The organism is Streptomyces himalayensis subsp. himalayensis (genome assembly GCF_013778455.1).
GTDB lineage: Bacteria > Actinomycetota > Actinomycetes > Streptomycetales > Streptomycetaceae > Streptomyces > Streptomyces himalayensis.
Map to the genome: position 1 here is coordinate 148,181 of NZ_JACEHE010000001.1, position 24,748 is coordinate 172,928.

Annotated in this window: 18 protein-coding genes; 9 read left to right on the forward strand and 9 right to left on the reverse strand. The window is 71.7% G+C overall.

The features are described from left to right. Positions 1-74: 74 nt before the first annotated feature. Both H1D24_RS00720 and H1D24_RS00725 read right to left on the reverse strand, forming a co-directional pair. Positions 75-962: an alpha/beta fold hydrolase gene (locus H1D24_RS00720; RefSeq protein ID WP_181655347.1), complete on the reverse strand. Its 888-nt coding sequence runs from the start codon at positions 960-962 to the stop codon at positions 75-77. A gap of 303 nt (positions 963-1,265) precedes the next feature. Beyond that, the gene (locus H1D24_RS00725) at positions 1,266-3,431 is read right to left on the reverse strand and encodes a DEAD/DEAH box helicase (RefSeq protein ID WP_374064003.1); all 2,166 of its coding nucleotides are present in this window, start codon (positions 3,429-3,431) and stop codon (positions 1,266-1,268) included. A gap of 501 nt (positions 3,432-3,932) precedes the next feature. Here H1D24_RS00725 and H1D24_RS00730 point away from each other — a divergent pair. Further along, complete coding sequence (locus H1D24_RS00730) at positions 3,933-4,682, forward strand: ferritin-like fold-containing protein (RefSeq protein ID WP_181655349.1); 750 nt, start codon at positions 3,933-3,935, stop codon at positions 4,680-4,682. 180 nt (positions 4,683-4,862) lie between these two features. Here H1D24_RS00730 and H1D24_RS00735 read toward each other — a convergent pair whose 3' ends face one another. The 4 genes from H1D24_RS00735 to H1D24_RS00750 form a co-directional block, all read right to left on the reverse strand. Continuing rightward, positions 4,863-5,126 carry a hypothetical protein gene (locus H1D24_RS00735; protein ID WP_181655350.1) on the reverse strand — a complete coding sequence of 88 codons (264 nt, stop codon included), beginning with the start codon at positions 5,124-5,126 and terminating at the stop codon, positions 4,863-4,865. A gap of 306 nt (positions 5,127-5,432) precedes the next feature. Next, on the reverse strand, positions 5,433-5,660 hold the full coding sequence (locus tag H1D24_RS00740; RefSeq protein WP_181655351.1) for a DUF3107 domain-containing protein: 228 nt from the start codon (positions 5,658-5,660) through the stop codon (positions 5,433-5,435). A 241-nt stretch (positions 5,661-5,901) separates the two neighbouring features. Continuing rightward, entirely contained in the window at positions 5,902-6,543 is a 642-nt protein-coding gene (locus H1D24_RS00745) for a TetR/AcrR family transcriptional regulator (protein WP_181655352.1), read from the reverse strand. Positions 6,544-6,869: 326 nt separating this feature from the next. Then, positions 6,870-7,091: an Rv3202a family protein gene (locus H1D24_RS00750; protein ID WP_181655353.1), complete on the reverse strand. Its 222-nt coding sequence runs from the start codon at positions 7,089-7,091 to the stop codon at positions 6,870-6,872. A gap of 343 nt (positions 7,092-7,434) precedes the next feature. Here H1D24_RS00750 and H1D24_RS00755 point away from each other — a divergent pair, with 343 nt between their 5' ends. From H1D24_RS00755 to moeZ, 7 genes are all read left to right on the forward strand, one after another. Then, positions 7,435-8,415 carry an alpha/beta fold hydrolase gene (locus tag H1D24_RS00755; RefSeq protein ID WP_181655354.1) on the forward strand — a complete coding sequence of 327 codons (981 nt, stop codon included), beginning with the start codon at positions 7,435-7,437 and terminating at the stop codon, positions 8,413-8,415. Positions 8,416-8,894: 479 nt separating this feature from the next. After that, complete coding sequence (locus tag H1D24_RS00760) at positions 8,895-10,376, forward strand: DUF3152 domain-containing protein (RefSeq protein ID WP_445194914.1); 1,482 nt, start codon at positions 8,895-8,897, stop codon at positions 10,374-10,376. A gap of 281 nt (positions 10,377-10,657) precedes the next feature. Further along, positions 10,658-12,538, forward strand: a complete 1,881-nt coding sequence (locus tag H1D24_RS00765; RefSeq protein WP_374064007.1) for a glycosyltransferase — start codon at positions 10,658-10,660, stop codon at positions 12,536-12,538. A gap of 527 nt (positions 12,539-13,065) precedes the next feature. Further along, positions 13,066-14,484, forward strand: a complete 1,419-nt coding sequence (locus H1D24_RS00770; RefSeq protein WP_309484161.1) for a hypothetical protein — start codon at positions 13,066-13,068, stop codon at positions 14,482-14,484. Positions 14,485-14,668: 184 nt separating this feature from the next. After that, positions 14,669-15,634 carry an NAD-dependent epimerase/dehydratase family protein gene (locus H1D24_RS00775; protein WP_181655357.1) on the forward strand — a complete coding sequence of 322 codons (966 nt, stop codon included), beginning with the start codon at positions 14,669-14,671 and terminating at the stop codon, positions 15,632-15,634. Then, positions 15,622-16,422, forward strand: coding sequence for a spherulation-specific family 4 protein (locus H1D24_RS00780; protein WP_181655358.1), 801 nt, complete (start codon positions 15,622-15,624; stop codon positions 16,420-16,422). The genes H1D24_RS00775 and H1D24_RS00780 overlap by 13 nt, the downstream gene beginning before the upstream one ends. Positions 16,423-16,484: 62 nt before the next feature. Further along, positions 16,485-17,663: an adenylyltransferase/sulfurtransferase MoeZ gene (gene moeZ, locus H1D24_RS00785; protein ID WP_181655359.1), complete on the forward strand. Its 1,179-nt coding sequence runs from the start codon at positions 16,485-16,487 to the stop codon at positions 17,661-17,663. Positions 17,664-17,815: 152 nt separating this feature from the next. Here the strand turns inward: moeZ and H1D24_RS00790 are convergent, their stop codons facing one another. From H1D24_RS00790 to H1D24_RS00800, 3 genes are all read right to left on the reverse strand, one after another. Then, on the reverse strand, positions 17,816-19,354 hold the full coding sequence (locus H1D24_RS00790) for an alpha/beta hydrolase (protein WP_181655360.1): 1,539 nt from the start codon (positions 19,352-19,354) through the stop codon (positions 17,816-17,818). 189 nt (positions 19,355-19,543) lie between these two features. Further along, entirely contained in the window at positions 19,544-21,091 is a 1,548-nt protein-coding gene (locus tag H1D24_RS00795; RefSeq protein ID WP_181655361.1) for an alpha/beta hydrolase, read from the reverse strand. 88 nt (positions 21,092-21,179) lie between these two features. Then, positions 21,180-24,089 carry a lysylphosphatidylglycerol synthase domain-containing protein gene (locus H1D24_RS00800; protein ID WP_309484162.1) on the reverse strand — a complete coding sequence of 970 codons (2,910 nt, stop codon included), beginning with the start codon at positions 24,087-24,089 and terminating at the stop codon, positions 21,180-21,182. Positions 24,090-24,262: 173 nt separating this feature from the next. Between H1D24_RS00800 and H1D24_RS00805 the strand changes: the two genes are divergently transcribed. Then, entirely contained in the window at positions 24,263-24,670 is a 408-nt protein-coding gene (locus tag H1D24_RS00805; protein ID WP_309484163.1) for an MGMT family protein, read from the forward strand. Positions 24,671-24,748 lie beyond the last annotated feature (78 nt).

Consider the following 24,748-nt stretch of genomic DNA (forward strand, 5'->3'; position numbering starts at 1 on the left):
AGCGAACGTCCGCGTGGTCGGGGGCCCCGTGCTGCGGCGAACGCCCGCGCGGCGCGAAGTGCTTCCGGCAGCGCTCAGCACGCGTCCCAGAACGCGGCGATGGCCGCCGCCGTCTCCTGCGGGCGGTCGGTGTTGGGGGAGTGCTCGGCCCCGCGTACGACGGTGCGGTGCGCGGCGAGACGTAGGGCCATGTCGTCCAGGAGCGGCACCGGCCAGGTGTCGTCGCGCTCGCCGGAGAGCACGTGTTTGGGCAGCGGTACGGCGCCGAGCTCGGTGACGCGGTCGGGTTCGCTGCACAGCTGGCGGCCCGTGGCGATGAGCTGGGCGGGGCTGTTGCGCAGCCAGCGGTGGCGCAGGTGCCATGCGCCGTCGAGCCCCGGATCGGGGTCCGGGTCGTCCGGGTCGCCGTCCACGTCCGTGTCCTCGGGCGTCTCGATGGCCTGCATGGCCTCCCACACCTCTGCCATGTCCATCAGCGACAGGGCGTCCTGCAGCAGCTTCACGCGTTGCTGCTGGGAGGACGAGATCTGGGCGGGGCCTGAGGCCATGAGGGTGAGCGAGACGAAGGGCGCGTGGTCCAGGAGGACGGCCGCGCGGGCGATCTGGCCGCCGAGCGAGTGGCCGAGGAGGTGCACGCGTGTGCCCAGCGCGGCGGCCTGGGCGAGGACGTCACGCGCCAACTCGGCCTGTGCGTACGGTGCTTGGTCGTCGAGTGGACCGTCCGACTCGTACTGTCCGCGGCCGTCGACGGCGACGGTGCGGTAGCCGGCGGCGGCGAGCAGGGGGTGGAGGGCGATGAAGTCCTCCTTGCTGCCGGTGTAACCGGGGAGAAGGAGGGCGGTCCCCTTGTGAGGCCGACCCGTTGCCGGCGGTGCGTCGATGACTGCGAAGTCGCCTCGCTCGGTGACGAGACGACGGGCCCGGGCGCCGGGCGGCGGGGCGAAGGTGGGCGGCCTGCTCATGCGACGAGGCTAGCGGGTCGTCCGGACTCGTCAGGTGACCGAGCGCACAGCCCGTCCGGCGTTGGAGGGCGAGCATTTCAGCCCGTCCGGCGTTTGAGGACGAGTGCATCCAGCCCGTCCGGCGTTTGAGGACGAGCCCGAAGGGCGATCCGGGGGTCTGGGGGCGAAGCCCCCGGTTTCGGGAAGGGGCGGGGTAGGGGAAGAAGAACCGCGCCCGGGCCGCCCCGCAGGCACAGGCGCATGGCGCACCGAAGCGTGATGGCCCGGCCCCACGAAGGGGACCGGGCCATCACGCATGGTGGGTCAGGCTTCCGCGCCCTCCGCAACGGCGGCCTTCGGGGCAGCCTTGCGGGTGCGGCGGCGAGGCTTCGCCTCGGCCTCGGGCACCGTGGCGTCGGCGGCGGGCGTGGCGTCGGCGGCGACGCTCTTGCGGGTGCGGCGGCGGGGCGTGGGCTCGGTCGCGTCGGTGTCCGTGGTGCCTTCGGCCGTGGTCACCGCGGCTTCCGCAGCCTTGCGGGTGCGGCGCTTGGGCTTGGCCTCGGTCTCCTCGGCGGCGGTCGCGGTGCCTTCCGCCGTGGTCACCGCAGCGTCCGCGACCTTGCGGGTGCGGCGCTTGGGCTTGGCCTCGGTCTCCTCGGCGGCGGTCGCGGTGCCTTCCGCCGTGGTCACCGCAGTGTCCGCAGCCTTGCGGGTGCGGCGGCGGGGCTTCGCCTCGGCCTCGGGCGCCGTCTGGGCGGGGATTCCGGCCTCGACGGCCGCAACCGTCTCGGCCGCCGTCGCCGGGGCGGCCTCGGTGGCCGTCGCGGCTGCCGAGCCCGCGGACCTGCGGGTACGGCGGCGACGAGGCGCCTCGGTGGTCGTCTCCGACGCGGGCGCGACCGCGGCAGGCTCAGCCGAAGCTGTCGCGTCCGCAGCCGAAGCTGTCGCGTCCGCAGCCGATGCCGTCTGCTCGGGCACCGGCGTGACCGGCGCATCGGCGACGGCAACCGCGGACGCCGAAGCCGACGCCTCGCCCGTCACTCCGCCGCGGGTACGGCGACGACGACGCGGCGTACGCGCCTCAGCCGACTCGGTCGCTGAAGCGGAAGCCGAGAGCGACGGCTCAGCGACCTCCGAAGCCGCCGTGGCGTCAGCCGTCGTGGCAGCGGCCGCGTCCAGCGGCGCTCCACCGCGCGTACGGCGGCGCCTCCGCGGAGTACGCGCCGGGCGCTCCTGCTCGGCCTCCGCGGACTGCGAACGCCCAGCGCGACCACCGCGGCCACGCGGCCCGCGGCCACCCGTCTCGCCGAGATCCTCGATCTCCTCGGCTGCCAGTCCCTCACGGGTGCGCTCGGAGCGGGGGAGGACACCCTTCGTCCCCTCGGGGATCCGCAGCTCCTCGAAGAGGTGCGGCGAGGTCGAGTACGTCTCCGGCGGGTCGTTGAAGGGCAGGTCCAGCGCCTTGTTGATCAGCTGCCAGCGCGGGATGTCGTCCCAGTCGACCAGCGTGATCGCCGTACCGGTGTTGCCCGCGCGGCCCGTGCGGCCGACGCGGTGCAGGTACGTTTTCTCTTCTTCCGGTGACTGGTAGTTGATGACGTGCGTGACGCCCTCGACGTCGATGCCGCGGGCGGCGACGTCGGTGCAGACGAGGACATCGACCTTGCCGTTGCGGAAGGCCCGCAGGGCCTGCTCGCGTGCGCCCTGGCCGAGGTCGCCGTGCACGGCGCCGGAGGCGAACCCGCGGCGCTGCAGCTGCTCGGCGATGTCCGCGGCCGTCCGCTTCGTACGGCAGAAGACCATCACGAGCCCGCGGCCCTCGGCCTGCAGTATGCGCGCGACCATCTCCGGCTTGTCCATGGAGTGCGCGCGGTACACGTGCTGCGAGATGTTGGCGACCGTCGCGCCCTCGTCGTCCGGCGCGGTGGCGCGGATGTGCGTGGGCTGCGACATGTAGCGGCGGGCGAGGCCGATGACGGCGCCCGGCATGGTCGCGGAGAAGAGCATCGTCTGGCGGCGGGCCGGCAGCATGTTGATGATCTTCTCGACGTCGGGCAGGAAGCCCAGGTCGAGCATCTCGTCTGCCTCGTCGAGGACCAGGGACTTGACGTGCCCCAGGTTGAGCTTCTTCTGGCCGGCGAGGTCGAGGAGTCGTCCCGGGGTGCCGACGACGACGTCGACGCCCTTCTTCAGGGCCTCCACCTGCGGCTCGTAGGCTCGGCCGCCGTAGATCGCGAGGACGCGGACGTTGCGGACCTTGCCCGCGGTGAGCAGGTCGTTGGTGACCTGTGTGCACAGCTCGCGGGTGGGGACGACGACGAGCGCCTGCGGGGCGTCGGTCAGCTGCTCGGGCTTCGCCCGGCCGGCCTCGACGTCCGCCGGAACGGTGACGCGCTCGAGGAGGGGGAGACCGAAGCCCAGCGTCTTGCCGGTACCGGTCTTGGCCTGGCCGATGACGTCGGTGCCGGAGAGCGCGACGGGGAGCGTCATCTCCTGGATGGGGAAGGGGTGGATGATGCCGACGGCCTCGAGGGCCTCGGCGGTCTCGGGAAGGATTCCGAGCTCTCGGAAAGTCGTACGCTGCGTAGTCAGGGTGTTGCCTCTTCTGTGTGGTGCGGTGCGAGGCGAACGCGGGGGTCGTGACCGTGCCGTCATGACGCCGGCCGCCTTTGTGTCGCGGGGCGGACGGCGCGGGACCACTGCCGACGCTCTAGCGCTCGAACCGCTGAGGGCCCCTCCATGGGAAGCCGTACGCACTGTCGCGTACGGCTTGGAGGGCTGTCGGGTCGGAGCCGATCGGGCCACCGACCGGGCATCCTCATTCGTGCGGCCCGTCGGTTTACCGTCAAGATGCGGCGATGAACCCGGCGGGCGCATTACCACCATACCCCGGAAAGGCGCACACTCGATGGCCGAATTGGTCACGTAGTCGTCGTCACAGTGATTGACCAGGGACTTCCGTGCGACCGCAAGCGGACTATTGTGCGCTCCATGACCACGCCTGACAACGCCCCTGACAAAGCCGCCGACGCACCCGCTGAGCCGACCGGAATCGCCGCCCAGGACTGGGCGCAGGCCTCCGCCGACCCCCAGTACCGTGCCGCGGTCGTCGACCTGCTCGGCGCCCTGGCGTACGGAGAGCTGGCGGCGTTCGAGCGGCTCGCGGAGGACGCCAAGCTGGCGCCCACGCTCGCCGACAAGGCGGAGCTGGCGAAGATGGCGTCGGCCGAGTTCCACCACTTCGAGCAGCTCAGGGACCGGCTCGCGTCCATCGGCGAGGAGCCGACCGGCGCGATGGAGCCGTTCGTGGCCGCGTACGAGGGCTTCCACAAGCAGACGGCGCCGTCGGACTGGCTGGAGGGCCTGGTCAAGGCCTACGTCGGCGACTCGATCGCGAGCGACTTCTACCGCGAGGTGGCCGCGCGTCTGGACTCCGACACGCGCGCTCTGGTGCTGGGTGTCCTGGACGACACCGGGCATGCGACGTTCGCCGTGGAGAAGGTGCGCGCCGCCATCGACGCGGACCCGCGCGTGGGCGGGCGGCTCGCGCTGTGGGCGCGGCGGCTGATGGGCGAGGCTCTGTCGCAGTCGCAGCGGGTGGTCGCGGAGCGCGACGCGCTGTCGACGATGCTCGTGGGCGGTGTCGCGGACGGGTTCGACCTCGCGGAGGTCGGGCGGATGTTCTCGCGGATCACCGAGGCGCACACGAAGCGGATGGCCGCGCTGGGGCTGGCGGCCTAGTACGAACGACGACCTGCGGCGGGCAGTCGTTGCACGCCCTTGAGGCGCCTCCCGGCGTTGGCCGGGGGAGAAGCGACTGCCCGCAGCGGGCGGATCCATCCCCGGGCTGTGGCCCTGCGCTGCGGTTACCTGGGGACCTTCGCGACCTGGGGACCGTCGAGGCGTTACCTGGGGTGCCCTCTAGGCGGTGGCTGATCGGCGCAGTCCCGCCGGGCGGATCAACAGCGAGAGCAGAGCCGCCGCGACGGCCAGCGCGCCGAGGAGGGTGAGCGCCGTGTGGCCCGCGCCGAGGGCGCTGTGCGTCACGAAAGCACCGAACAATGCGCCGACGACGCCCGTCGGCAGGACGAGAGTGCGGGCGGGGAGGCGGTGCGGCAGAAGCCGTGTCGCCAGCAAGGCGAGTGCAAGACCGATGAATGCGGAGCCGAGCGCTTCCCAGACCATCTGTGGTTCCCTCCCGCGCCGCCATGTCCTGCCGGTCGTAGCCCGTCCTACCCGGGGCGTCCGGAACGCAATCCTCCGCTGAGGGGAACATGTGGCGCAACTGTGAAGATGCCCTCGCATGGCCGTCACGCCTGCAGGGCGGCCCCGCAGGGCACGTCGTGCCGCACGCACGGGTGAAGCCGAACTCCGTCCGCAGTGCATGCAACTGACGCAACACAGGGGTGCGGCCCGGCAGTTGGTCTGCCGGGCCGCACCCCTGACTGATCTCGCTCGCGCCTTGTCGCGCCTGTTCGGGCCTCTTCGCGCCTAGAGGGCGCTGAAGCCCACCTTGCGGGCGGTCGGCTCGCCGATCTCCACGTACGCGAGACGGTCGGCCGGCACCAGGACCTTGCGGCCGTGGTCGTCCACGAGGCTCAGCAGCGGCGCCTTCCCGGAGAGCGCCTCGGACACCGCCTTCTCGACCTCCTCGGCGCTCTGACCGCTCTCCAGAACGATCTCGCGGGGCGCGTACTGCACGCCGATCTTGACCTCCACGGCTTTGTCCCTCCGACGGTCAGTGATGTGCGCGGCCGTCCGCGCGGTACCAGCACACATTAGCCCGGTGAGGGGACGCTCAGCCGTCGGGCATGCACGCCGGTAGCGAACAGCGGACGGGAACAAACCGCGCGGTCGGCGCGGCGGAGGGTCCTCTCTGTGGCTCGTATGGCCTGTACGGCATGGCATGGATGGCCCGTACGGCAGGCATGGACGGGTCGTGCGGCAGGCTCGGCCGACGTCAGTGCTGGTCGGTGCCGTGCAGTGGGAAACCCGCGATGCCGCGCCACGCCAGTGACGTCAGCAGCTGCACCGCCTGGTCGCGCGACACGCTGCGGTCGCTGTGCAGCCAGTACCGCGCCACGACCTGCGCCAGGCCGCCCAGGCCGGACGCCAGCAGCATGGACTCGCCCCTGGACAGACCGGTGTCCTCCGCGATGACGTCGCAGATCGCCTCCGCGCACTGCAGGGTGACCCTGTCCACGCGCTCGCGGACCGCGGTCTCGTTCGTCAGGTCGGACTCGAAGACGAGCCGGAAGGCGCCGCCCTCGTCCTCGACGTAGGCGAAGTAGGCGTCCATCGTGGCCGCCACGCGCTGCTTGTTGTCGGTCGTCGACGCCAGCGCCGTGCGCACCGACTGCAGCAGAGACTCGCAGTGCTGGTCCAGCAGGGCCAGGTACAGGTCGAGCTTGCCGGGGAAGTGCTGGTAGAGGACGGGCTTGCTGACTCCCGCGCGCTCGGCGATGTCGTCCATCGCCGCCGCGTGATAGCCCTGCGCGACGAATACCTCCTGTGCCGCGCCCAGCAGCTGGTTCCGTCGGGCACGGCGCGGCAGGCGCGTACCTCGCGGGCGTGCCGCCTCTGTCTGCTCGATGGCTGTCACGCCGCCTCCCAAGATCGTCCATGTGCGGTGTGCGCCCGCGTCCGCCATCGTACTTTTCGGTAACCGTGGTGTGCGCGGTGCGAGTGCAGAATTTCACGGACCGGACAGGGTCGGAACGGAACATAAACGGCCGGACGGGGGCAAGATCCCCTGGTGGTCGGCCACGGGTGGCCCGTCATCGTCGGCCCTTCATCGGTGGTCAGGCACGTCAGGCACCGGTACGGGGCATCGGTCCCGGGTCATTGGTCCGGTCGCCGGTCGCCGGTCGCCGGTCGCCGGTCGCCGGTCGCCGGTCCCGGGTCGCCGGTCCCGGTCGTCGGTCTCGGTCATCGGTAGTCGTCCTCGTCGAGGGCGACCACACGCGCCTGTTCGACCCGGTCCGCCTCGTTGGCCTTGTCCGGGTCCGAGTCCTGCAGTGAGTCGTCGCGGTCCGGCGCGAGGTCGGCGTGCTGCTCGGCGGCGTCCGCCTCCGGAGCCTCGACGTCGGTGGTGGGTGCGGCTTCCGCGGCGTCCTCGAACGTCTCGGGGTCGGTGGGGTCGACGGTCATGTGTCCTCTTCCCGAGCGGTGTGAGCGCGCTCGTTGTCCGAGTGCATCGGTGCATCGGTGCATCGGTGGCACGGTGCAGTCGGTGCAGTCGGTGCAGTCGGTGCAGTCGGTGCAGTCGGTGCAGTCGGTGCAGTCGGTGCATTCGGTCCGAGTGTTCTCGTGGGTGTCGAGTTGTCTTCTCGTGCGGTCCGAGTCTCTGCACGGTCCAGACCGATGAACCGTGCGTGCATGTGAACGTTCGAGTGCTCTCTCTAAGAGCGTAGGAAACACCCGATTCCAGCGCTACGCGATCTGTGACGGCGAACACACAAACAGGCGCGTGATCGTCTCGTAACATTGCCGCATGTCTTCGACCGAGCTGCCGCATGCCCTTGCCGCCACTGTCACGCCCAGGGTGGGCGCTGTCAGGGTCGCGGCCGGCGAGCGGCTCCGCTCGGTGACCCTTTCGGGACTCACGCTGAACGTCCGCTCGCGGCCGCCGGCCCGCGAAGGGCTGCCGCCGGCGCTCTATATCCACGGGCTCGGCGGCTCCTCGCAGAACTGGTCGGAGCTGATGCTGCTGCTCGAGGACGTCGTGGACGGCGAGGCGGTCGATCTGCCCGGCTTCGGGGACTCCCCGCCGCCGGACGACGGCGACTACTCGGTCACCGGGCACGCCCGGGCCGTCATCCGCTATCTCGACGCGCAGGCGCGCGGGCCCGTCCATCTCTTCGGGAACTCGCTGGGCGGGGCGGTCGCCACACGCGTCGCCGCGGTCCGGCCCGATCTGGTGCGGACGCTGACACTGATCTCGCCCGCACTGCCGGAGCTCAGGGTGCAGCGCGGTGCGGTGCCGACGGCCCTGCTCGCGCTGCCCGGGGTCAGCATGCTGTTCACCCGGATGACGCGGGGCTGGACGGCAGAGCAGCGGGTCCGCGGTGTCATGCAGCTCTGTTACGGCGATCCCGGGCGGGTCTCGGCGGAGGGGTTCCGGGCCGCGGTCGAGGAGATGGAACGACGGCTCCAGCTCCCCTACTTCTGGGACGCCATGGCACGTTCGGCGCGCGGCATCGTGAACGCGTACACGCTGGGCGGCCAGCACGGGCTGTGGCGCCAGGCCGAGCGGGTGCTCGCCCCGACCCAGCTCATCTACGGCAGCCGTGATCAGCTGGTCGCGTACCGCATGGCGCAGCGCGCGGCGCGCGCTTTCCGCGACTCCCGGCTGCTGACCCTGCCTGACGCCGGGCACGTGGCGATGATGGAGTATCCGGAGGCGGTCGCGAAGGCCTTCCGGGAACTGCTCGCCGAAACGGGCGCGCGGACCGACGTGGACGCGGGGAGCTGAGACGGCGCGTGGGACGTCATAGCCGCCGGGGCCCGGTGGACAACCGCCGTAGCCCGGCAGACACCGGCGCCACCGCCGAGAGGCAGGCAGCAGACGTACGGGCAGGCGTAGCCGCGCAGCCGGAGGCGTGGCCGGGCATCCGCACGGCTCCCGCGGATCCCGGCTCTGCACATCGGCCGGGACCAGGGCGGCCTGCGGATCAGGGGCAGGCCCGGCCGGGCCCGCAGCGGACACAGGTACCGGGGCAGGCGCCGACGCCTCCACCGGAGGGGACTCAGACTCCGACGGACGGCGCCCCGCGGATGTGGGACGGGACGCAGGCTCGTGGCGTCCCGCGGGTGCCCGACGGCACGCCTGCGCACGGGTTTCCGAGGGAGCACGACGGTACGCCTGCGCAGGGGTTTCCGAGACTGCAGGGCACCCTCGGGCGTGGTGTTCCACACATGCCCGACGGCACTCCCGCGCGCGGGGTTCCGCGGATGTGGGACGGGACTCCGGCGCGTGGGGTTCCGCGGCTGCCTGATGGGACTCCGGCCCATGGGGTTCCCCGGGCGCCGGACGGCACTCCGGCGGGTGAGGTTCCACGGGTGTGGGACGGGACCCCTGCTCGTGGTGTCCCGCGGCTGCCTGATGGCACGCCGGCCCATGGGGTCCCCCGGGGCACGGATGGCACTCCCGCGCGCGGGGTGCCGCGGATTCCTGAGGGGACGCCGCCCAACGGGGTTCCCCGGATGTGGGACGGCACGCCGGCTCATGGTGTCCCGCGTATACCCGACGGCGCCCCCGCCCATGACGTGCCGCACGTGCGAGGGGGGCACCCCGAGGGGCCGGATTCGGAGCCCGGTGGTGGTTGGGGCGCCCGTGGTGGTGGGCCGCGGATGGGCGCTTCGTACGCCGCTCCGGTCGCGCCTGCGGGTCGGCGGATCCCCGGGCCGCGCAAGGAGTACGTCGACGCGTTCGCTGACGACGACGTGTTCGCCCCGCGCAGCGCCCCCATGGCCAACCCGGCGGCGAGCCCCACGGCGCCCGCCGGCCCGAACGCACCCGTCACCGACTGGCGTGCGGCCGACGATGTCGACGAGCCGACAACATTCGCACCTGGCGGACCCGAGGACCCCGACGGCCTCGCCGGACCGAACCGCGCCAAGGACAACGGGGGCGGCAAGGGCCGCGCGCTGGCCGGTGTCGCGGCCGCCGCCGTCACCACCGTTCTCGCCGTGGTCGTCGTCGGACAAGTGACCGCCGGCCACGACACCGCCGACACGCAGACGCAGGCCGCGGACGCCGAACGGGGCACCGACGCCCAGGCCTCGCGTTCCGACGGCCGGGCCACACCCTCCAGGACGGCGATCGCAGTCCCGGCGACGTACGCCCAGAAGATGAGCAAGAAGTACGCACTCGACCCGCAGACGAAGGGGTCGGGGAAGTTCGCGGTGGTCGCGGGATTCGACAAGGCGCCCGGCACAGGACAGTTGTTCCGCTACCGCGTGGATGTCGAGCGGGGACTCGGACTGGACGGCGCGCTCTTCGCGCAGGCCGTGCAGAAGACCCTGAACGACGACCGGAGTTGGGCCCACAACGGCGGCCGTACCTTCGAGCGGGTCTCATCGGGCAAGGTCGATTTCGTCATCACACTGGCGAGCCCGGGCACGACGGGAGTCTGGTGCGCCAAGTCCGGGCTCGACACGACCGAGGACAACGTCTCCTGCGATTCGGCCGCCACGGAACGCGTCATGATCAACGCCTACCGCTGGGCGCAGGGCGCGAGGACCTACGGCGACCGCATCTACGCGTACCGGCAGATGCTCATCAACCACGAGGTCGGCCACCGCCTCGGCTTCAATCACGTGACCTGCAGCAGGAACGGCGCGCTCGCACCGGTCATGCAGCAGCAGACGAAGTTCCTGACGTACGGCGGAATCACCTGCAAGGCCAACCCCTGGCCGTATCCGGGGAATTGAACATCCGACGCTGCATTGCCGCAGCCGTTACGCGGCTTGGGTGTGGCTTTGACGCAGCGTAATCAAATGATGTCCTAGCGCGACAAAACGCGCCCCGCACGGGAAAGTTACGTCCGTTCACCCCTTTTGGTGGCGCGATGGACAACCGTCCATCGCGCCACCGGCATGTCCGCATACGTTCGTCCTGCTGCGGGCCGCCCGGCCGACATGGCGGCCACCTATGGCAGATCGGGGGTGCACTCGTGCGCATCGGACTACTTACGGAGGGTGGCTATCCGTATATGAGCGGTGATGCCAGGCTCTGGTGCGACCGGCTCGTGCGCGGGCTCGGGCAGCACGAATTCGACGTCTACGCGTTCAGCCGCAGCCGGCAGCAGGAGGACGAGGGCTGGATCGCGCTGCCGCCGCAGGTCAACCGGGTGCGGACGGCACCGCTGTGGTCCGCGGACGGCGGAGGCGTGAGGTACGGGCGGCGCGCGCGACGACGGTTCGCCGAGTGCTACGGCGAGTTGGCGGCGGCGCTGTGTGGGGGCGCGGCCGGCGGCGCGGGTGGAGTCGCGGGTGGCGTGCGCAGCGCGGGGGGCGCACGCGGGGCGCGCGGTCACGGCGGGGCCGAGGTGTCGGCGGACGGCGTCTCGGGGGCTTCGGCGCCGCGTTCGCTGCAGGGCTCCACGGAGGTATCCAGCGGCGACGACAGATGTGTCGGCACCGAGGAGGACCGTTTCTGCAACGCGCTGTACGGGCTCGCCGAACTCGCCTGCGACGAGGGCGGACTGACCGCCGCCCTCCGCTCCGAGACAGCGGTGCAGGCGCTCGAGCACGCCTGCCGCGCGCCCGGCGCACCGCGCGCCGCGCAGCTTGCCCGAGTGCCCGACCTGCTCGCCGTCACCGCCCATCTGGAGCAGGCCCTGCGCCCCCTCTCCCTCGACTGGTACGAGGACGACGGGCTCGGCTCGGTCGATCTGTGCCACGCCACGTCCGGCGGCGCGGCCGCACTGGCCGGACTGCTGGCCAAGGAATTCTCCGGGGTGCCGCTGCTCGTCACCGAGTACGGCGTGCAGTTGCGGGCGCACTACCTCGCGGCCCAGGAGGAGCGCAGGCGCGCACCGGTGCGCGCGCTGCTCGCCGCGTTCCACGGCCGGCTCGCCGCCGAGGTCTACCGGAAGGCCACGCTGATCACGCCCGGCAACACACACGCCCGGCGCTGGCAGGAGCGGTGCGGCGCCGACCGGGCCAAGCTGCGCACCGTCTACCCCGGCATGGAGGCGTCCCACTTCGCGGAGGTCGGCGAGAGCACCGAGTGCGCCGACCCCGGAACGCTCGTCTGGGTCGGCCGTATCGAGCCCGGCAAGGACCTGGTCTCGCTGCTGCACGCCTTCGCGGAGATCCGCAAGGAGGAGCCCAAGGCGCGGCTGAGGATCGTCGGTGCACCCGCCGACGGCGCGGAGGCAGCGACGTATCTGGCCAACTGCCGTGCATTGGCCGCGCAACTGTTCCCCGACGAGGCGGAGGGCGTGCACGCGGTCGGCGACAACCCGGTGTCGTTCGAGGAGTTGGGCGCGCCCGAGGTGCCGGACGTGGCGGAGGCGTACGCGGCCGGGAGCGTCGTCGTGCTGTCGAGCATCGTGGAGGGCTTCCCCATCGGCCTCGTCGAAGCGATGTTCTGCGGGCGTGCCACCGTGTCCACGGACGTCGGCGCCGTGGTGGAGGTCATCGGCGGCACCGGGCTCGTCGTACCTCCGCGCAATCCGCGCGCGCTCGCGGAGGCCTGCCTCGCGCTGCTGCGCGATCCCGAGCGGCGCGCGCGGCTCGGTGCGGCGGCGCGTGCGCGGGCGCTCGAACTGTTCACCGTCGAGCAGAACATCGCGGCGTTCGGCTCCCTCTACCTGGAAGTCGTCTCGCACTGCCCCGTACGCCGTGAGGCCGTGGACGACACCGGAGAACCACTGCCCTTCGGCTTGCCGCCCGAGGCTCATGTGCCGGGCAGCTGGACGGGGTTGGCCGACATCGCGGATCAGCCCGGGGGCGGGCCGGCCGGAGGGCCGGTGTCCGGGCGGACCGCGCCGCGTTGGGTGACGCCGACCAGGGTGGCGGGCGGAGCCCCGGCCGGGTTCCCCGCCGGCGCCCGGGCCGCCTTCCTTTCGGGGGAGGGGGCGCTGTGAGCATGCAGGGCACGGAGGAGGCGCTGGCTGAGGTGGGCGCGGCGGGCGTGGCGGGGGCCTCGGGTTCGGATGCTGCGTCCGGCGATGCGTCAGACGCGGTGACCGAGATTTTCGACGCGACTCGTAAGCCTGGGGGGTTGAGGGCCTGGGACACCCGGTCGGAGGCTCTGCTTTCGCCGGAGCCGGAGCCGGAGCCGGAGCCGGAGCCGGAGCCGGAGCCGGAGCCGGAGCCGGAGCGGGAGCGGGAGCCAGGGGCGAGGTCGGAGCCCGGGGTGGGGCCTGAGCCGGAGTCGGAGTCGGGGCCTGAGCCGGGGGCGGTGCCGGAGAGTGAGGCGCAGGCCGGGGGAGGGCCGGATGTCTGGGGCGAATCGAACGCCTGGGCGCTGTTGGACCCGTGGGCTCGGTTGGGCTCTGGACTCGGCTCGGTGCGCGACTCCCTGGCGCGGGGAGGGTCCGAAACCGAGGCGGAGGGCCACACGATCACTTCGGAGGAGGGCGGTTGGCCGTCGCTGGCGGAAGGCGAACCCGTGTCTCCGGCGAAGGGTGACGCGGTGTCCCCGGCGAAGGGCGACGCCATGTCTGCGGCGGAGGGCGAGTCCGTGGCGACGGCAGCGGGCCGTTCCAGGGCTGCAGTGGATGGCGGCGAGCTGATCCGACGCGGTTCGGCCGAGGCGCGCGGTCCGGTGTCCTCGGGTTCTGGAGATGCTCCCTCGGATGACGGCAGCCACAGCTGGAGCACCACTGACCGGGCCCTCCGTGACGGGGCCGGCGACGGCGACGGCGGTCGTCGTGGCGGTCCCTCTCGCACCGCAGGCCGTACCGAGGGACGTGACGCGCCGCGCGACGGGCGTCAGGACCGGAGCGAACGGCGGCCCGACGGCGCCCGGCGCCGGGCCGTCGACCCCGTCAAGGGGCTGATGCACCCGCACCGCGAGCTGTGCGAGCAGGCCATCGACCCACTGGAGATCGCCGCCGGGCTCGAGGCCCATGGCGTGACCGACCGGACGGCCGCACGATTCCGGCACAGGGACGTTTTCTCGCTCGCAGAGGAGATGTACGCGCGCGTGCCGCGCGCCGGCGAGCCCGCCGAGTCACCCACGGCGCCCGGCGCGCCCGAGGCACGCGCCGGATGGGCCGCGATGGCACTGCTGCCCGGCGCCGTGTGCGTCCTCGTGGTCGCCGGGATGCACTTCCTCGGGGGGCAACTCCGGCTGGCGGTCGGCATCGGTGGCGCCATCGCCGTCACGGCCGCCCTGTGTCTCGCACTCCGCCACGGACCACTGCGCTCGCCGGGACGTACGGGGACCGCCACGCGCGCGTGGACGTGCTGGCTCATCGCGTACGCGGTGTGCGGCGACGGCTTGCTGACAGCCGCCCTCGCGGGCGGGCCCGACGAGCCCTTGCCACTTGCCACGGCGCCTGCCCTCGGCCTCGCGCTCGCCGTGGTGCCCGCCACCTGGGGCGCGTACCTCTTCGCGGCCAAGGCCCGGAGCAAAGTGGCCGTCAGCCGTGGCCTGGACGAGTTCGGCGCGGCCGTACGGCCCCTGCTGCTCGGCATCTTCGCGCTGTTCCTGACCGCGCTGGGTGCGCTGCTCGGGCTGTCCGGGGCGGTTCTCGGCGAGGACGCCGCATACGCGGGAGCCGGTGCCCTCGGTGCACTGCTGCTGCTCGCCCGGCTCCTCGCCGCGCACGGGGCCGGCCACGTTCCCGCGGTCGTGCTCGGCGCTGCGGGCGGCCTGGAGATGCTGGCCCTGGCCTCGGCGTTCGCGGGACGCGTGCCCGGTTGCTCCGTCCTGGCCGTGCCCGTCGAGGCCGCCGTCGACGCCGGAGGGCCGGGACTCGTCCCGGCCGCCGTCTGCGGGGTCGCGGCTCTGGTGCTGCTGATCCACGCGGTTCGGGGGCTGGCGGCCGCGTCCGCCCATGCGACGCCCGAGGACGCGTCGTGAGCCGCCCGCGCGCGGCTTCCCGCACCCGCGGCCCGGACCCGGCGCCACACCCGTCTGCACCACCTGCCTCACCCTCCGCCCGCGGTGTCCGCACCGCGGGACCCCTCGACCCAAGGCAAGACCCCGAAGGAGAAGCCCAGATGACCACCACCCTCCCTGGAGAGTCCGTCCCAGGAGCCGCCCGATGAGGGTCTTGCTGATCGGAGCCAACGGATACCTCGGACGGTTCGTCGCCGACCGGCTGGTGGCCGACCCGGCCGTCCAGCTCACCACGCTCGGCCGCGGCGATGACGCGGATGTGCGGTTCGACCTCGCCAGCGGCAGCCCCGGCGCGCTCACCCGCTTCCTGGACGCCGTGCACCCCGGGGTCGTCATCAACTGCGCGGGCGCCACCCGAGGCGGCGCGCGGGAGCTGACCCGGCACAACACCGTCGCCGTCGCCACCGTCTGCGAGGCCATGCGCCGCAGCGGCTGCGCTGCGCGGCTCGTACAGATCGGCTGCGGCGCCGAGTACGGGCCGAGCCAGCCCGGATCGTCCACCGCCGAGGACGCCGTGCCTCGCCCGGGCGGCCCGTACGGCGTCAGCAAGCTCGCCGCGACCGAGCTGGTCCTCGGGTCGGGGCTCGACGCGGTGGTGCTGCGCGTGTTCTCGCCCGCCGGGCCGGGTACGCCCGCCGGATCCCCGCTCGGCCGGCTCGCCGAGGCCATGCGCCGCGCCATGCAGTCCGGCGACGGCGAGCTCAAACTCGGCGGACTCGGCGTACAACGCGACTTCGTCGACGTACGTGATGTGGCACGCGCCGTGCACGCCGCCTCCCTGTCCGCCGCCCAGGGCGTCGTCAACATCGGCTCGGGGCGCGCCGTGCGGCTGCGGGACGCGGCCGCCGTCCTCGCCCGGGTGGCCGGTTACGGCGGTGCGCTGCACGAACTCGACACACCACCCGGTCCGGTGCGTCCGGTCCTCGGGCACCCCCGCCCCGACCCCGACCACCCGGCCCCGCCTGCCACAGCCTTCCCCTATCCGGACGGCTGCGGCAGCTGGCAGCAGGCCGATGTGCGCACCGCACGCGACCGTCTCGGCTGGCGGCCCCGGATCAACCTCGAAGAATCCCTCGCCGACATCTGGATGGAGGCAGCATGCCGTATCTGACCAGTACCGCCACGGGAACCGCGAGCACCGACGTACGTCTCGGGTTCGGCATCCCCGGCTACGCCCACCCCCTCGTCGCCCCCGTGGAGTGGGCCGAACTCGCCCGCCCCGGCACCCCGCTGCACTGGGTTGTGCTGAATGTCGCGGGCGGGCCGGGCGTCTGGCCCGACCCCCACTGCCTGGAGGCCGTGGGCCGGGTGCGGAACACCGCACGGGCGCAGGCACGCGATGCCGCGCAGGGCGGGCGCCGGCCGGCGGGCGCGGGGCGTGTGCTCGGTCACCTGGACGCGCGATACGGCGCCCGCGCCTTCGGTGAGCTCGTCTCCGACGCGCACCGCTATCTCGACTGGTACCAGGTCGACGGCTTCCTCATCGACCACTGTCCGACCGAGCGCGCCGCGCTGCCGGAGATACGGCGGACGGTCGCCGCGCTACGCGCATTCCTCGAAGAACCCCACATCGTGTTCGGCCACGGCACCCACCCCTACCCGGGCTACGCCGAAGTCGCCGACCAGCTGGTGACCTTCGCCGGGCCGTGGAGCGACTACCGCTGGTCGCAGGTGGCCGAGTGGACCGCCGACCATCCGCCCGAACGCTTCTGCCACCTGGTGCACGGCGTGCCCCGCGGCCACCTCGACGAGGCGCTGCGGATCGCACGCTGGCAGGGTGCGTCGACCATCTACTTCACCGATCGCACCCCCCGCGCGGGCTCAGCCGATCCCTGGGCGGGCATGCCCGGCTACTGGGACGAAATCGTCTCGCTGCTCGGACCACCTGTCTCGGAATGAAGAGGGGCGTGGCAGTGTTACACGGAGAACAACCTTCCGTAATACCGACCAACGGAGTCCCCGTGTCGCTGCCACCCCTGGTCGAGCCAGCTGCTGAGCTCACCGTAGACGAGGTCCGCAGGTACTCCCGCCACCTGATCATCCCTGATGTCGGGATGGACGGGCAGAAGCGGCTGAAGAACGCCAAGGTGCTGTGTGTGGGCGCCGGCGGCCTCGGATCGCCGGCTCTGATGTACCTGGCCGCGGCCGGCGTCGGCACGCTCGGCATCGTGGAGTTCGACGAGGTCGACGAGTCGAACCTGCAGCGCCAGATCATCCACAGCCAGGCGGACATCGGCCGCTCCAAGGCGGAGTCCGCGCGTGACTCCGTCAAGGGCATCAACCCGTACGTGAACGTGATCCTTCACGAAGAGCGGCTCGAGGCCGAGAACGTGATGGACATCTTCAGCCAGTACGACCTGATCGTCGACGGCACGGACAACTTCGCGACCCGCTACCTGGTCAACGACGCATGCGTGCTGCTGAACAAGCCGTACGTCTGGGGTTCCATCTACCGCTTCGACGGCCAGGCCTCCGTCTTCTGGTCCGAGCACGGCCCCTGCTACCGCTGCCTCTACCCGGAGCCCCCGCCGCCGGGCATGGTCCCCTCCTGCGCCGAGGGCGGCGTGCTGGGTGTGCTCTGCGCGTCCATCGGCTCCATCCAGGTCAACGAGGCCATCAAGCTCCTCGCGGGCATCGGCGAGCCGCTCGTCGGCCGCCTGATGATCTACGACGCCCTGGAGATGCAGTACCGCCAGGTCAAGGTCCGCAAGGACCCGAACTGCGCGGTCTGCGGTGAGAACCCGACCGTCACCGAGCTCATCGACTACGAGGCCTTCTGCGGCGTCGTGTCCGAGGAGGCCCAGGAGGCGGCCGCCGGTTCGACGATCACTCCCAAGCAGCTCAAGGAGTGGATCGACGACGGCGAGAACATCGACATCATCGATGTCCGCGAGCCGAACGAGTACGAGATCGTCTCGATCCCCGGCGCCCGTCTGATCCCGAAGAACGAGTTCCTGATGGGCAACGCCCTGCAGGACCTCCCGCAGGACAAGAAGATCGTCCTGCACTGCAAGACGGGTGTCCGCAGCGCGGAAGTCCTCGCCGTGCTGAAGTCCGCGGGCTTCGCGGACGCGGTGCACGTCGGCGGCGGCGTGATCGGCTGGGTCAACCAGATCGAGCCCGAGAAGCCGGTCTACTAGGCCGCGTCGGGCCACCAGGCCTGGCACGCCTCGCTCTCCGGAAGGGGCCCTGCTCGCGACACACGAGCGGGGCCCCTTCCGTGTGCCAAGCGAGGCCCCATGCCAAGCGGGGCCCTCCGTGGGCCGAGGCACACGACGCTGGGACGCGGGTCTCAGGAGCAGACCTTGCCGTCCTTCGGCACCGTGCCGTCCAGCAGGTAGTCGTTCACCGACTCGTCGACGCAGTCGCTTCCGCTTCCGTACGCGCCGTGGCCCTCGCCCTTCCAGGTGAGCTCCACGCCGACGCCCTCGCCCAGCTCGTCGGCCATCTTGCGGGCGCCCTCGTACGGCGTGGCGGGGTCACCCGTGTTGCCGACGACCAGGATCGGCGCGGCGCCCGGTGCGCTCACCTCCGGGTTGTCGTACAGACCCGGCACGGGCCAGTCGTGGCACCAGCCCGCCGTGTCCCAGCCCAGGAACTCCCCGAAGACCGGCGATATCTTCCGGAATTCGGCCAGCCGCTTCTCGGCCTCCTCGGGCGTCGGACGATCCTTGGTGTCCAGGCAGGAGATCGCACGCTGTGAATGGCTCTGCGTGCTGTAGTGCCCCGACGGGTCCCGCTCGTTGTAGGCGTCGGCCAGCGCCAGCAGTTCCGTGCCGTCGCCCGCCTCCGCCGACTCGAGGGCGCTGGTCAGCGCGGGCCAGTACTGCCGGCTGTACAGGGTCACCGTGATACCTGTGGTCGCGAGGGTCTGGTTGAGCTCACGGTCGCTCGACGTCGGCAGGGGCTTCGCGTCTATCCGCTCGAGAAGATCCACGATCTTCTGTGTGCCCTGCTTCGGGTCCTGGCCGGTGGACTTCAGGTAGTTGTCCAGGGCCCGCTGGAAGCCCCGGGTCTGGTTCTCGGCATGGCCCACCGCGCCGACGCTGGGGTCCACCACGGCGTCGAGCACCAGGCGGCCCGTCCTCTCCGGGAACAGGTGTGCGTACACACCGCCCAGTTCGGTGCCGTACGAGATGCCCATGTAGTGCAGCTTGTCGTCACCGAGGACCTGGCGCATCAGGTCCATGTCGCGGGCGGCCTCCTCCGTGGAGACGTGAGCCAGCAGCTTTCCCGCGTCGCGTTCGCAGCCGTCGCCGAAGTCGGCCGCGTCCTTGAAGTACCTCTTCTCCTCCGTCGCCGTGTCCGGCGTCAGGTCGACCGACTCGGCCGCCTGGATCTCCTTGTCGCTGCGGCAGCGCACACCCTCGCTGGCGGCGACCCCGCGCGGATCGAAGCTCACCAGGTCGTACCGCTCGCGCAGCGTCGCGTACTGGTCGGCGAAGGACGGGAGCATCGAGACGCCCGAACCGCCCGGACCGCCGAAGTTGAACAGCAGCGAACCTATGCGCTCACCCTCGCCCGTGGACCTGGCGCGGATGAGCGCGATGTCGATCGTCTCGCCGTCCGGTTTCGCGTAGTCCAGCGGCACCTTCAGGGTCGCGCACTGCCAGTGGCTGCCCGGGGCGGGAGCGTCCGAGGTCGCCTTGCAGCGGCCCCAGGTGAGCTTCTGGGAGGTGAGGGACACCGGCAGGTCCGACCCCTCGGCGCCCCGGGACGAAGGGGCGGTCGCCGACGGCTTCGAGTCCTCCGATGTGCCGCCCGAGCCGCTGCAGCCGGCCGCCAGCAGTACTGCGGCGGCCAGAGCTGCTGACCGTACGAAGCGCGGCATGGCGCGTCCTTCCCCCTCGAAGCCCCACGAACGACTGTCAGGCCATAGTAGGCAGCGCCACCGACAACGGCAGGCGGGGCCGACCGGCCCGTGGCTGTGCGGCAGCGGCGGGCTGACGGCAGCCACGGGGGCAGCGGCTCACGAGCGGACAGTGCCCACCGTGCCGTACAGGCGCACCGCGCACCGGCGTCACGCGCAGACCGTGCCCGCCTTCGGCACCGTGCCGTCCAGCAGATAGTTGTTCACGGCACCCGTCACGCACGTGTTGCCGCTGTCGTAGGCGCCGTGCCCCTGGCCCTTGTACGTCAGTTCCACGCCCACGCCCTTGCCGAGTGCCTGGGCCATCCTGCGCGCGCCCTCGTACGGCGTGGCCGGGTCGCCGGTGTTGCCGATGACCAGGATGGGCGCCGCCCCGGCCGCGCTCACATCGGGGTGGTCGGCAGCTCCGGGGACGGCCCAGTCGGTGCAGCCGAGCAGGCCCCATGCGAGATAGTCGCCGAACATCGGGGACTCCTTGCGGAACTCCGGGAGGTTCGCCTCCACGTCCGCCATGGTGTAGCGCGGTTTGTCGTCGGAGCAGTTGATGGCGACGTTGGCCGGTACGAGATTGCTGTACTCGCCGTCCTCGTTGCGTCCGGTCAGCGAGTCCGACAGGAACATCAGGATCTGGCCGTTGCCCTCGTACGCCTGCTGCAGCCCCTCGGTGAGGTACTCCCAGAAGTCCTTCGAGTACAGCGCCTGCAGGATGCCGTTCGTGGCGAAGGTCTGGGTCAGGTCCCGCGGGAAGATGCCGGGGATCGGCTTCGCCTCCAGGTCCTTCAGCAGCTTCGCGATGCGGTCCTTCACGTCCTGCACGGTGTCGCCGACCGGGCATTCCTCGACCTTGGACGTGCAGTCCTTCGCGTAGTTGTCGAGCGCGAGCTGAAACCCGCCGGCCTGGCCGAGGGAGCTCTCCTCGGGCGTCACGGTGGGGTCGACGACGGCGTCGAACACGGCACGGCCCACGCTCTTCGGGAACAGATGTGCGTAGACACCGCCCAGTTCCGTGCCATACGAGATGCCGAAGTAGTGCAGCTTGTCGTCGCCCAGGACCTGGCGCATCAGGTCCATGTCGCGGGCCGTGTCCGTGGTACGGACATGGGGAAGGATCTTGCCGGAGTTCTTCTCGCAGGTGGCGTTGAACGACTTGGTGTTGTCGAGAAGCGCCGTCTGCTCCGCGGCGCCGTCGGGGGTGCCGTCCTGCTCGAAGAACTCGTCGAGCTGCTCGTCGTTCTCGCACACCACGGGGGCGCTGCGGCCGACGCCGCGCGGATCGAAGCTCACCAGGTCGTAGCGGGTGCGCAGCTTGGTGTACTGCTCGCCGAAGGCGGGCAGCGCGGTCACGCCCGATCCTCCCGGGCCGCCGAAGTTGAAGACGAGGGAGCCGATCCGCTTGTCCTTGGGGCCGCTGGCCTGGGCGCGGATGAGCGCGATGCCGATCGTGTCGCCCTTGGGGTCGCTCCAGTCGAGGGGCGCCTTCATGGTGGCGCACTCCCATTCGTCGCCGCCCGGCAGCGGTGAGGGGGACTCACTGCTGCCCTCCAGCGGCGACGGGACCGGGCAGGGCGCCCACTTCAGCTGCTGAGCCGTCAGGTCCTCGTCCTTCGGACTGTCGTCGGTGCAGCCCGCGACCGTGACGGAGAGCAGGGCGGCGGTGGCGAGCAGGGCGGCAGTACGCAGACGGGCTGGGTTCGGCATGCCTTCATCCTGCGGCGGCACCGAACCTCCCGCGCGCGGGGCGCGGGCCGTGCGGGTGAGTTGCGGGGGAGCCCGTGAGCGGTGTGGCTCAGAGCGCACCCTTGCGCGTCAGATGGTTGAAGAACAGCCAGCCCGGAAGCACCGGCAGCCACAGCGTCAGCAGGCGGTACAGCAGCACCGCCGGGAACGCGACCGCCTGGGGCAGGCCCATGGCGAGCAGACCCACCGTCAGCGTCGCCTCGACCGCACCCACGCCTCCGGGTGTGGGAGCCGCCGATCCCAGCGCGTTGCCGGCGAGGAAGACGACGGCGACACTGGCGAGGCTCAGCGACGTCGTCTCGTCGCCGAAGGCCCGGATCGAGGCGTCCAGGCACATCACGAAGCACGCGGTCAGCAGCAGGGCGCCGCCGATTCCGGTGATCAGCTTCTGCGGCCTCTGCAGTACGTCGAGCATGCGCGGCACGACACCGGCGAACAGCGACCGCACGCGCGTGACCACGAACTTCCGCAGGAACGGGATCGACGTCATGACCAGCAGCAGCACCGCGACCGTCAGCAGGCCGGCGATGACCGTGCGGGACGGCGACAGCGAAGGCGTCTTCTCCGTACCCGTCAGATAGCCGAAGGCGAGCAGCAGCAGGATGTGCGATCCAAGTCCGACCAGCTGGGACGCGCCGACGCTCGACACCGCGAGCCCCGGCCGGACCCCGGCGCGCTGCAGGAAACGCGTGTTCAGGGCGACACCGCCCACGGCCGCGGGCGCCACGATCTTCACGAACGACCCGGCGACCTGCGCCGCCACGGCCCTCAGGAACGGGACTCGCTCCGGCACGAAGCCCAGCAGGCTCATCGCCGCCGCGAAGTAGCTGAGCGCCGAGAACAGCACTGCCGCGGCCACCCAGCCCCACTCGGCCTCGGCGAACGTGCCGAACTTGATCTCGGTCAGCTGCGACAGCAGGAAGTACGCAGCGATCGCCCCGGCCATGAAGCTGACCAGGGTGCGCGGCCTGATCCGCTCCAGCCGGGCCGGTTCGACGGGCGCCTGCGGCCTGATGAGCAGCACCTGGTGGCGGATCTGGGTGAGCAGATCCTCCTCGCGTGCCTCCTCCAGGGCTTCGTCGATCGCCCGCTTCTCCGCGCGTTTCGCCGCGCGGACCGCGTGCTTCTCGGCTCGGGCACCCTCTTTGCCGGACCGTTTGTCCAGTACAGACCGGTCCGCCGCGGCCCCCGCCTCCTCCGGGGACGCCGCCCTGCCCGTCGCGGCCGCTGCCAGGACCGCCTCGCGTTCGCGGTGCGAGCGCTCGCGGGCCAGCCTGCGCAGCGTCGCGCGCTGGTTGCGGGTCAGAGCGATCGGCTGCAGCAGCGGCAGACAGTCCGCGACCGCGTCAGGACCCAGCACGGCGACCGCCGAGGCGACCGCCCGTTCGGCGCCCACCCGCAGCCCGAGGGTGGTCAGCAACTGCGCGATGTCCATGCGCAGCAACAGATCGCCGGCCGCGATCTCTCCGCCGCGCAGATCGGTGAGCATCACCTTGCCGGAACGGTCCACCAGGATCGCGTCCCCCGCGAGTCTCCGGTGCGCGATACGCCGCGACTGCAGCGCCTGCACCTGGCGCCAGGTGTCGTGCAGCAGCTCGTCGGTGATCTCCTCGTCCGGCACCGCGTCCAGGGTGCGGCCGCCCAGGTGCTCGTAGACGAGGATCACCGCGTCCGGGCCGAGCTCGGACGTCGCGATCAGCCGGGGGGCGTTGGCGCCGGCCGCGATCGCCGCGTACGCGAGGAGCGCCTCCTGCTCCAGTGCCTGGCGCAGCGACTGCAGGCTTCTGCGCGTCGTGATGCCGCGCAGCGTCAGCCTGCGCCATACGCGGTAGAAGAAGCCCTGCGCCTGCTGCTCACGGTCGACCACCGTGACGTCCAGGGGCGGGCCGTCCTCCAGCGTGACGAAGTAGTGCCGACCGCGGTCGCCGTTCTCCGAGGCGGCGTCCGGGGGCTCGACGCGGGCCGCGCTGACCGGGTGGAATCCGACGTGCCGCAGGCCCGCGAGCAGGGTCTGGCCGGTCGGCTGGACGTTCGGGGAACCGACCGCGTACAGCGTTCCGTACGCCACGGTCCAGCCGATCAGCACCGTCAGGATGATCGAGAACGCCGTCGTGTAGCCGGTGACGAGCATCGAGAAGGCGTCGAGCAGCACCACCACCCACAGCACCGCCCGCCAGCGCGGCCTGCGCGACATGCCGACGGCCGTCATGTACGCGATGACGGGGGCGAGATAGCCGTGGACCGGGTCCGTGAGGGCGTACATGTCGCCCGGCGACGGCTGGGTCAGCGCGTCCTGGATGGAGTCGGGGGCGGCTCTCGCGACCCACAGGTCGGTGGCGAGTGTCACGCCGTGGGCGAGGACCGCCGCCAGGACGCCGTCCGCGATGCGTAGACCGTCCCGCTTGATCAACCGCTCGATTGCGAAGGCGACCGGCACGAGGAGGATCGCGATGCTGGACACCAGACCCGCGATCTTGATCAGCAGGTCGGGCGCCTGGCCCGTGCCCTTGTTGATGTCCTGCTCGAGCCCCGACGTGGTGCCGTGCGCGAACCCCGCGATCGCCAGCACCACGACGATGCCGAGGATGCCGACAAGCAGCCGCATCAGGTCGGAGGGACGGTGCACGCGCGCGGGGAGCAGCGGTTCGTCGCCCTCGACCTCTTCGGCACGGGGGTCGGTGGTCTGGTGCCGGGCGCCTGTGGTGGTCTGGTGCCGGGCGTCGGCCTTGTCCGAGGTCTCCTGGGTTTTCTCCCGGCCGTGAACCTTCTTCATGCTGGTGTTCGGGCTCGGCTCGGCGGCGTCCGCGGTGTCCGGGCCAGTGCCCTGGTCAGAGCCGCGTCCGGTGTCCTGATCAGCGTCCCGGCCGGTCTCCGGGCGCGAGGCAGCCGCAGAGGTGCCCGCCGTCTCATCGGGGTGCACGCCCTGCTGCTCCGTCGTCTCTTCCTGATCTCGTATCACCAGACACCGCCCGCACGATGGTGGCATGCCCCGCCGACAGTCGTGGGCATCAGGGTGCATTGCGGGGGAGAAAGGCCCCGCCGAAGCCCTCCGCTCTGCCGCTCGTTCCTTGTGCGTGCACACTCCGTCAGGACTCGGTCACGGTGTCGGTGGCGTGCGGCAGGATGGGTCGGATGAGCGAGGAGAGCCCCCCGGCGGGGGACCTGCCGGAGCCCCCGGCGGGGGAGCTGCCGGAGTACGCGGAGCGGGTGCTGGAGGTCGCGGAGCTGATCCCGCCGGGCCGCGTGATGACGTACGGCGATGTGGCCGAGTGGCTGGCGGAGGGAGGTCCCCGCCAGGTTGGCCGTGTGATGGCGCTCTACGGAGGCGCTGTCCCGTGGTGGCGCGTGGTGCGTGCGGACGGAGCCCTGCTGCCCGGCCACGAGCTCGAGGCGCTGGGGCACTATCGCGCGGAGGGCACCCCGCTGCGCGAGGCTGGCCGCTCGGCGGACGGACATCTGCCGCGTATCGACATGAGGCACGCGAGATGGGACGGCGAAGAAGCCACCCAGGAAGGAGGCACCCAGGAAGGAGGCACCTAGGACCGAGGCACTTGGGACCGAGGCACTTGGGACCGAGGCCCCTGGGAAGGAGGGACCCAGGACGGCTCGCAGTGCTCC

What these genes read in the sequence shown, in the direction of transcription:
- H1D24_RS00760 (WP_445194914.1), top strand. Translation starts at nt 8,895, where the DNA reads ATGTGGGACGGGACTCCGGCGCGTGGGGTTCCGCGGCTGCCTGATGGG.
- H1D24_RS00795 (WP_181655361.1), bottom strand. Translation starts at nt 21,091, where the DNA reads ATGCCGAACCCAGCCCGTCTGCGTACTGCCGCCCTGCTCGCCACCGCC.
- H1D24_RS00720 (WP_181655347.1), bottom strand. Translation starts at nt 962, where the DNA reads ATGAGCAGGCCGCCCACCTTCGCCCCGCCGCCCGGCGCCCGGGCCCGT.
- H1D24_RS00775 (WP_181655357.1), top strand. Translation starts at nt 14,669, where the DNA reads ATGAGGGTCTTGCTGATCGGAGCCAACGGATACCTCGGACGGTTCGTC.
- H1D24_RS00780 (WP_181655358.1), top strand. Translation starts at nt 15,622, where the DNA reads ATGCCGTATCTGACCAGTACCGCCACGGGAACCGCGAGCACCGACGTA.
- H1D24_RS00755 (WP_181655354.1), top strand. Translation starts at nt 7,435, where the DNA reads ATGTCTTCGACCGAGCTGCCGCATGCCCTTGCCGCCACTGTCACGCCC.
- H1D24_RS00735 (WP_181655350.1), bottom strand. Translation starts at nt 5,126, where the DNA reads ATGGTCTGGGAAGCGCTCGGCTCCGCATTCATCGGTCTTGCACTCGCC.
- H1D24_RS00750 (WP_181655353.1), bottom strand. Translation starts at nt 7,091, where the DNA reads ATGACCGTCGACCCCACCGACCCCGAGACGTTCGAGGACGCCGCGGAA.
- H1D24_RS00805 (WP_309484163.1), top strand. Translation starts at nt 24,263, where the DNA reads ATGAGCGAGGAGAGCCCCCCGGCGGGGGACCTGCCGGAGCCCCCGGCG.
- H1D24_RS00790 (WP_181655360.1), bottom strand. Translation starts at nt 19,354, where the DNA reads ATGCCGCGCTTCGTACGGTCAGCAGCTCTGGCCGCCGCAGTACTGCTG.
- H1D24_RS00725 (WP_374064003.1), bottom strand. Translation starts at nt 3,431, where the DNA reads ATGACGCTCCCCGTCGCGCTCTCCGGCACCGACGTCATCGGCCAGGCC.
- H1D24_RS00730 (WP_181655349.1), top strand. Translation starts at nt 3,933, where the DNA reads ATGACCACGCCTGACAACGCCCCTGACAAAGCCGCCGACGCACCCGCT.
- H1D24_RS00765 (WP_374064007.1), top strand. Translation starts at nt 10,658, where the DNA reads ATGAGCGGTGATGCCAGGCTCTGGTGCGACCGGCTCGTGCGCGGGCTC.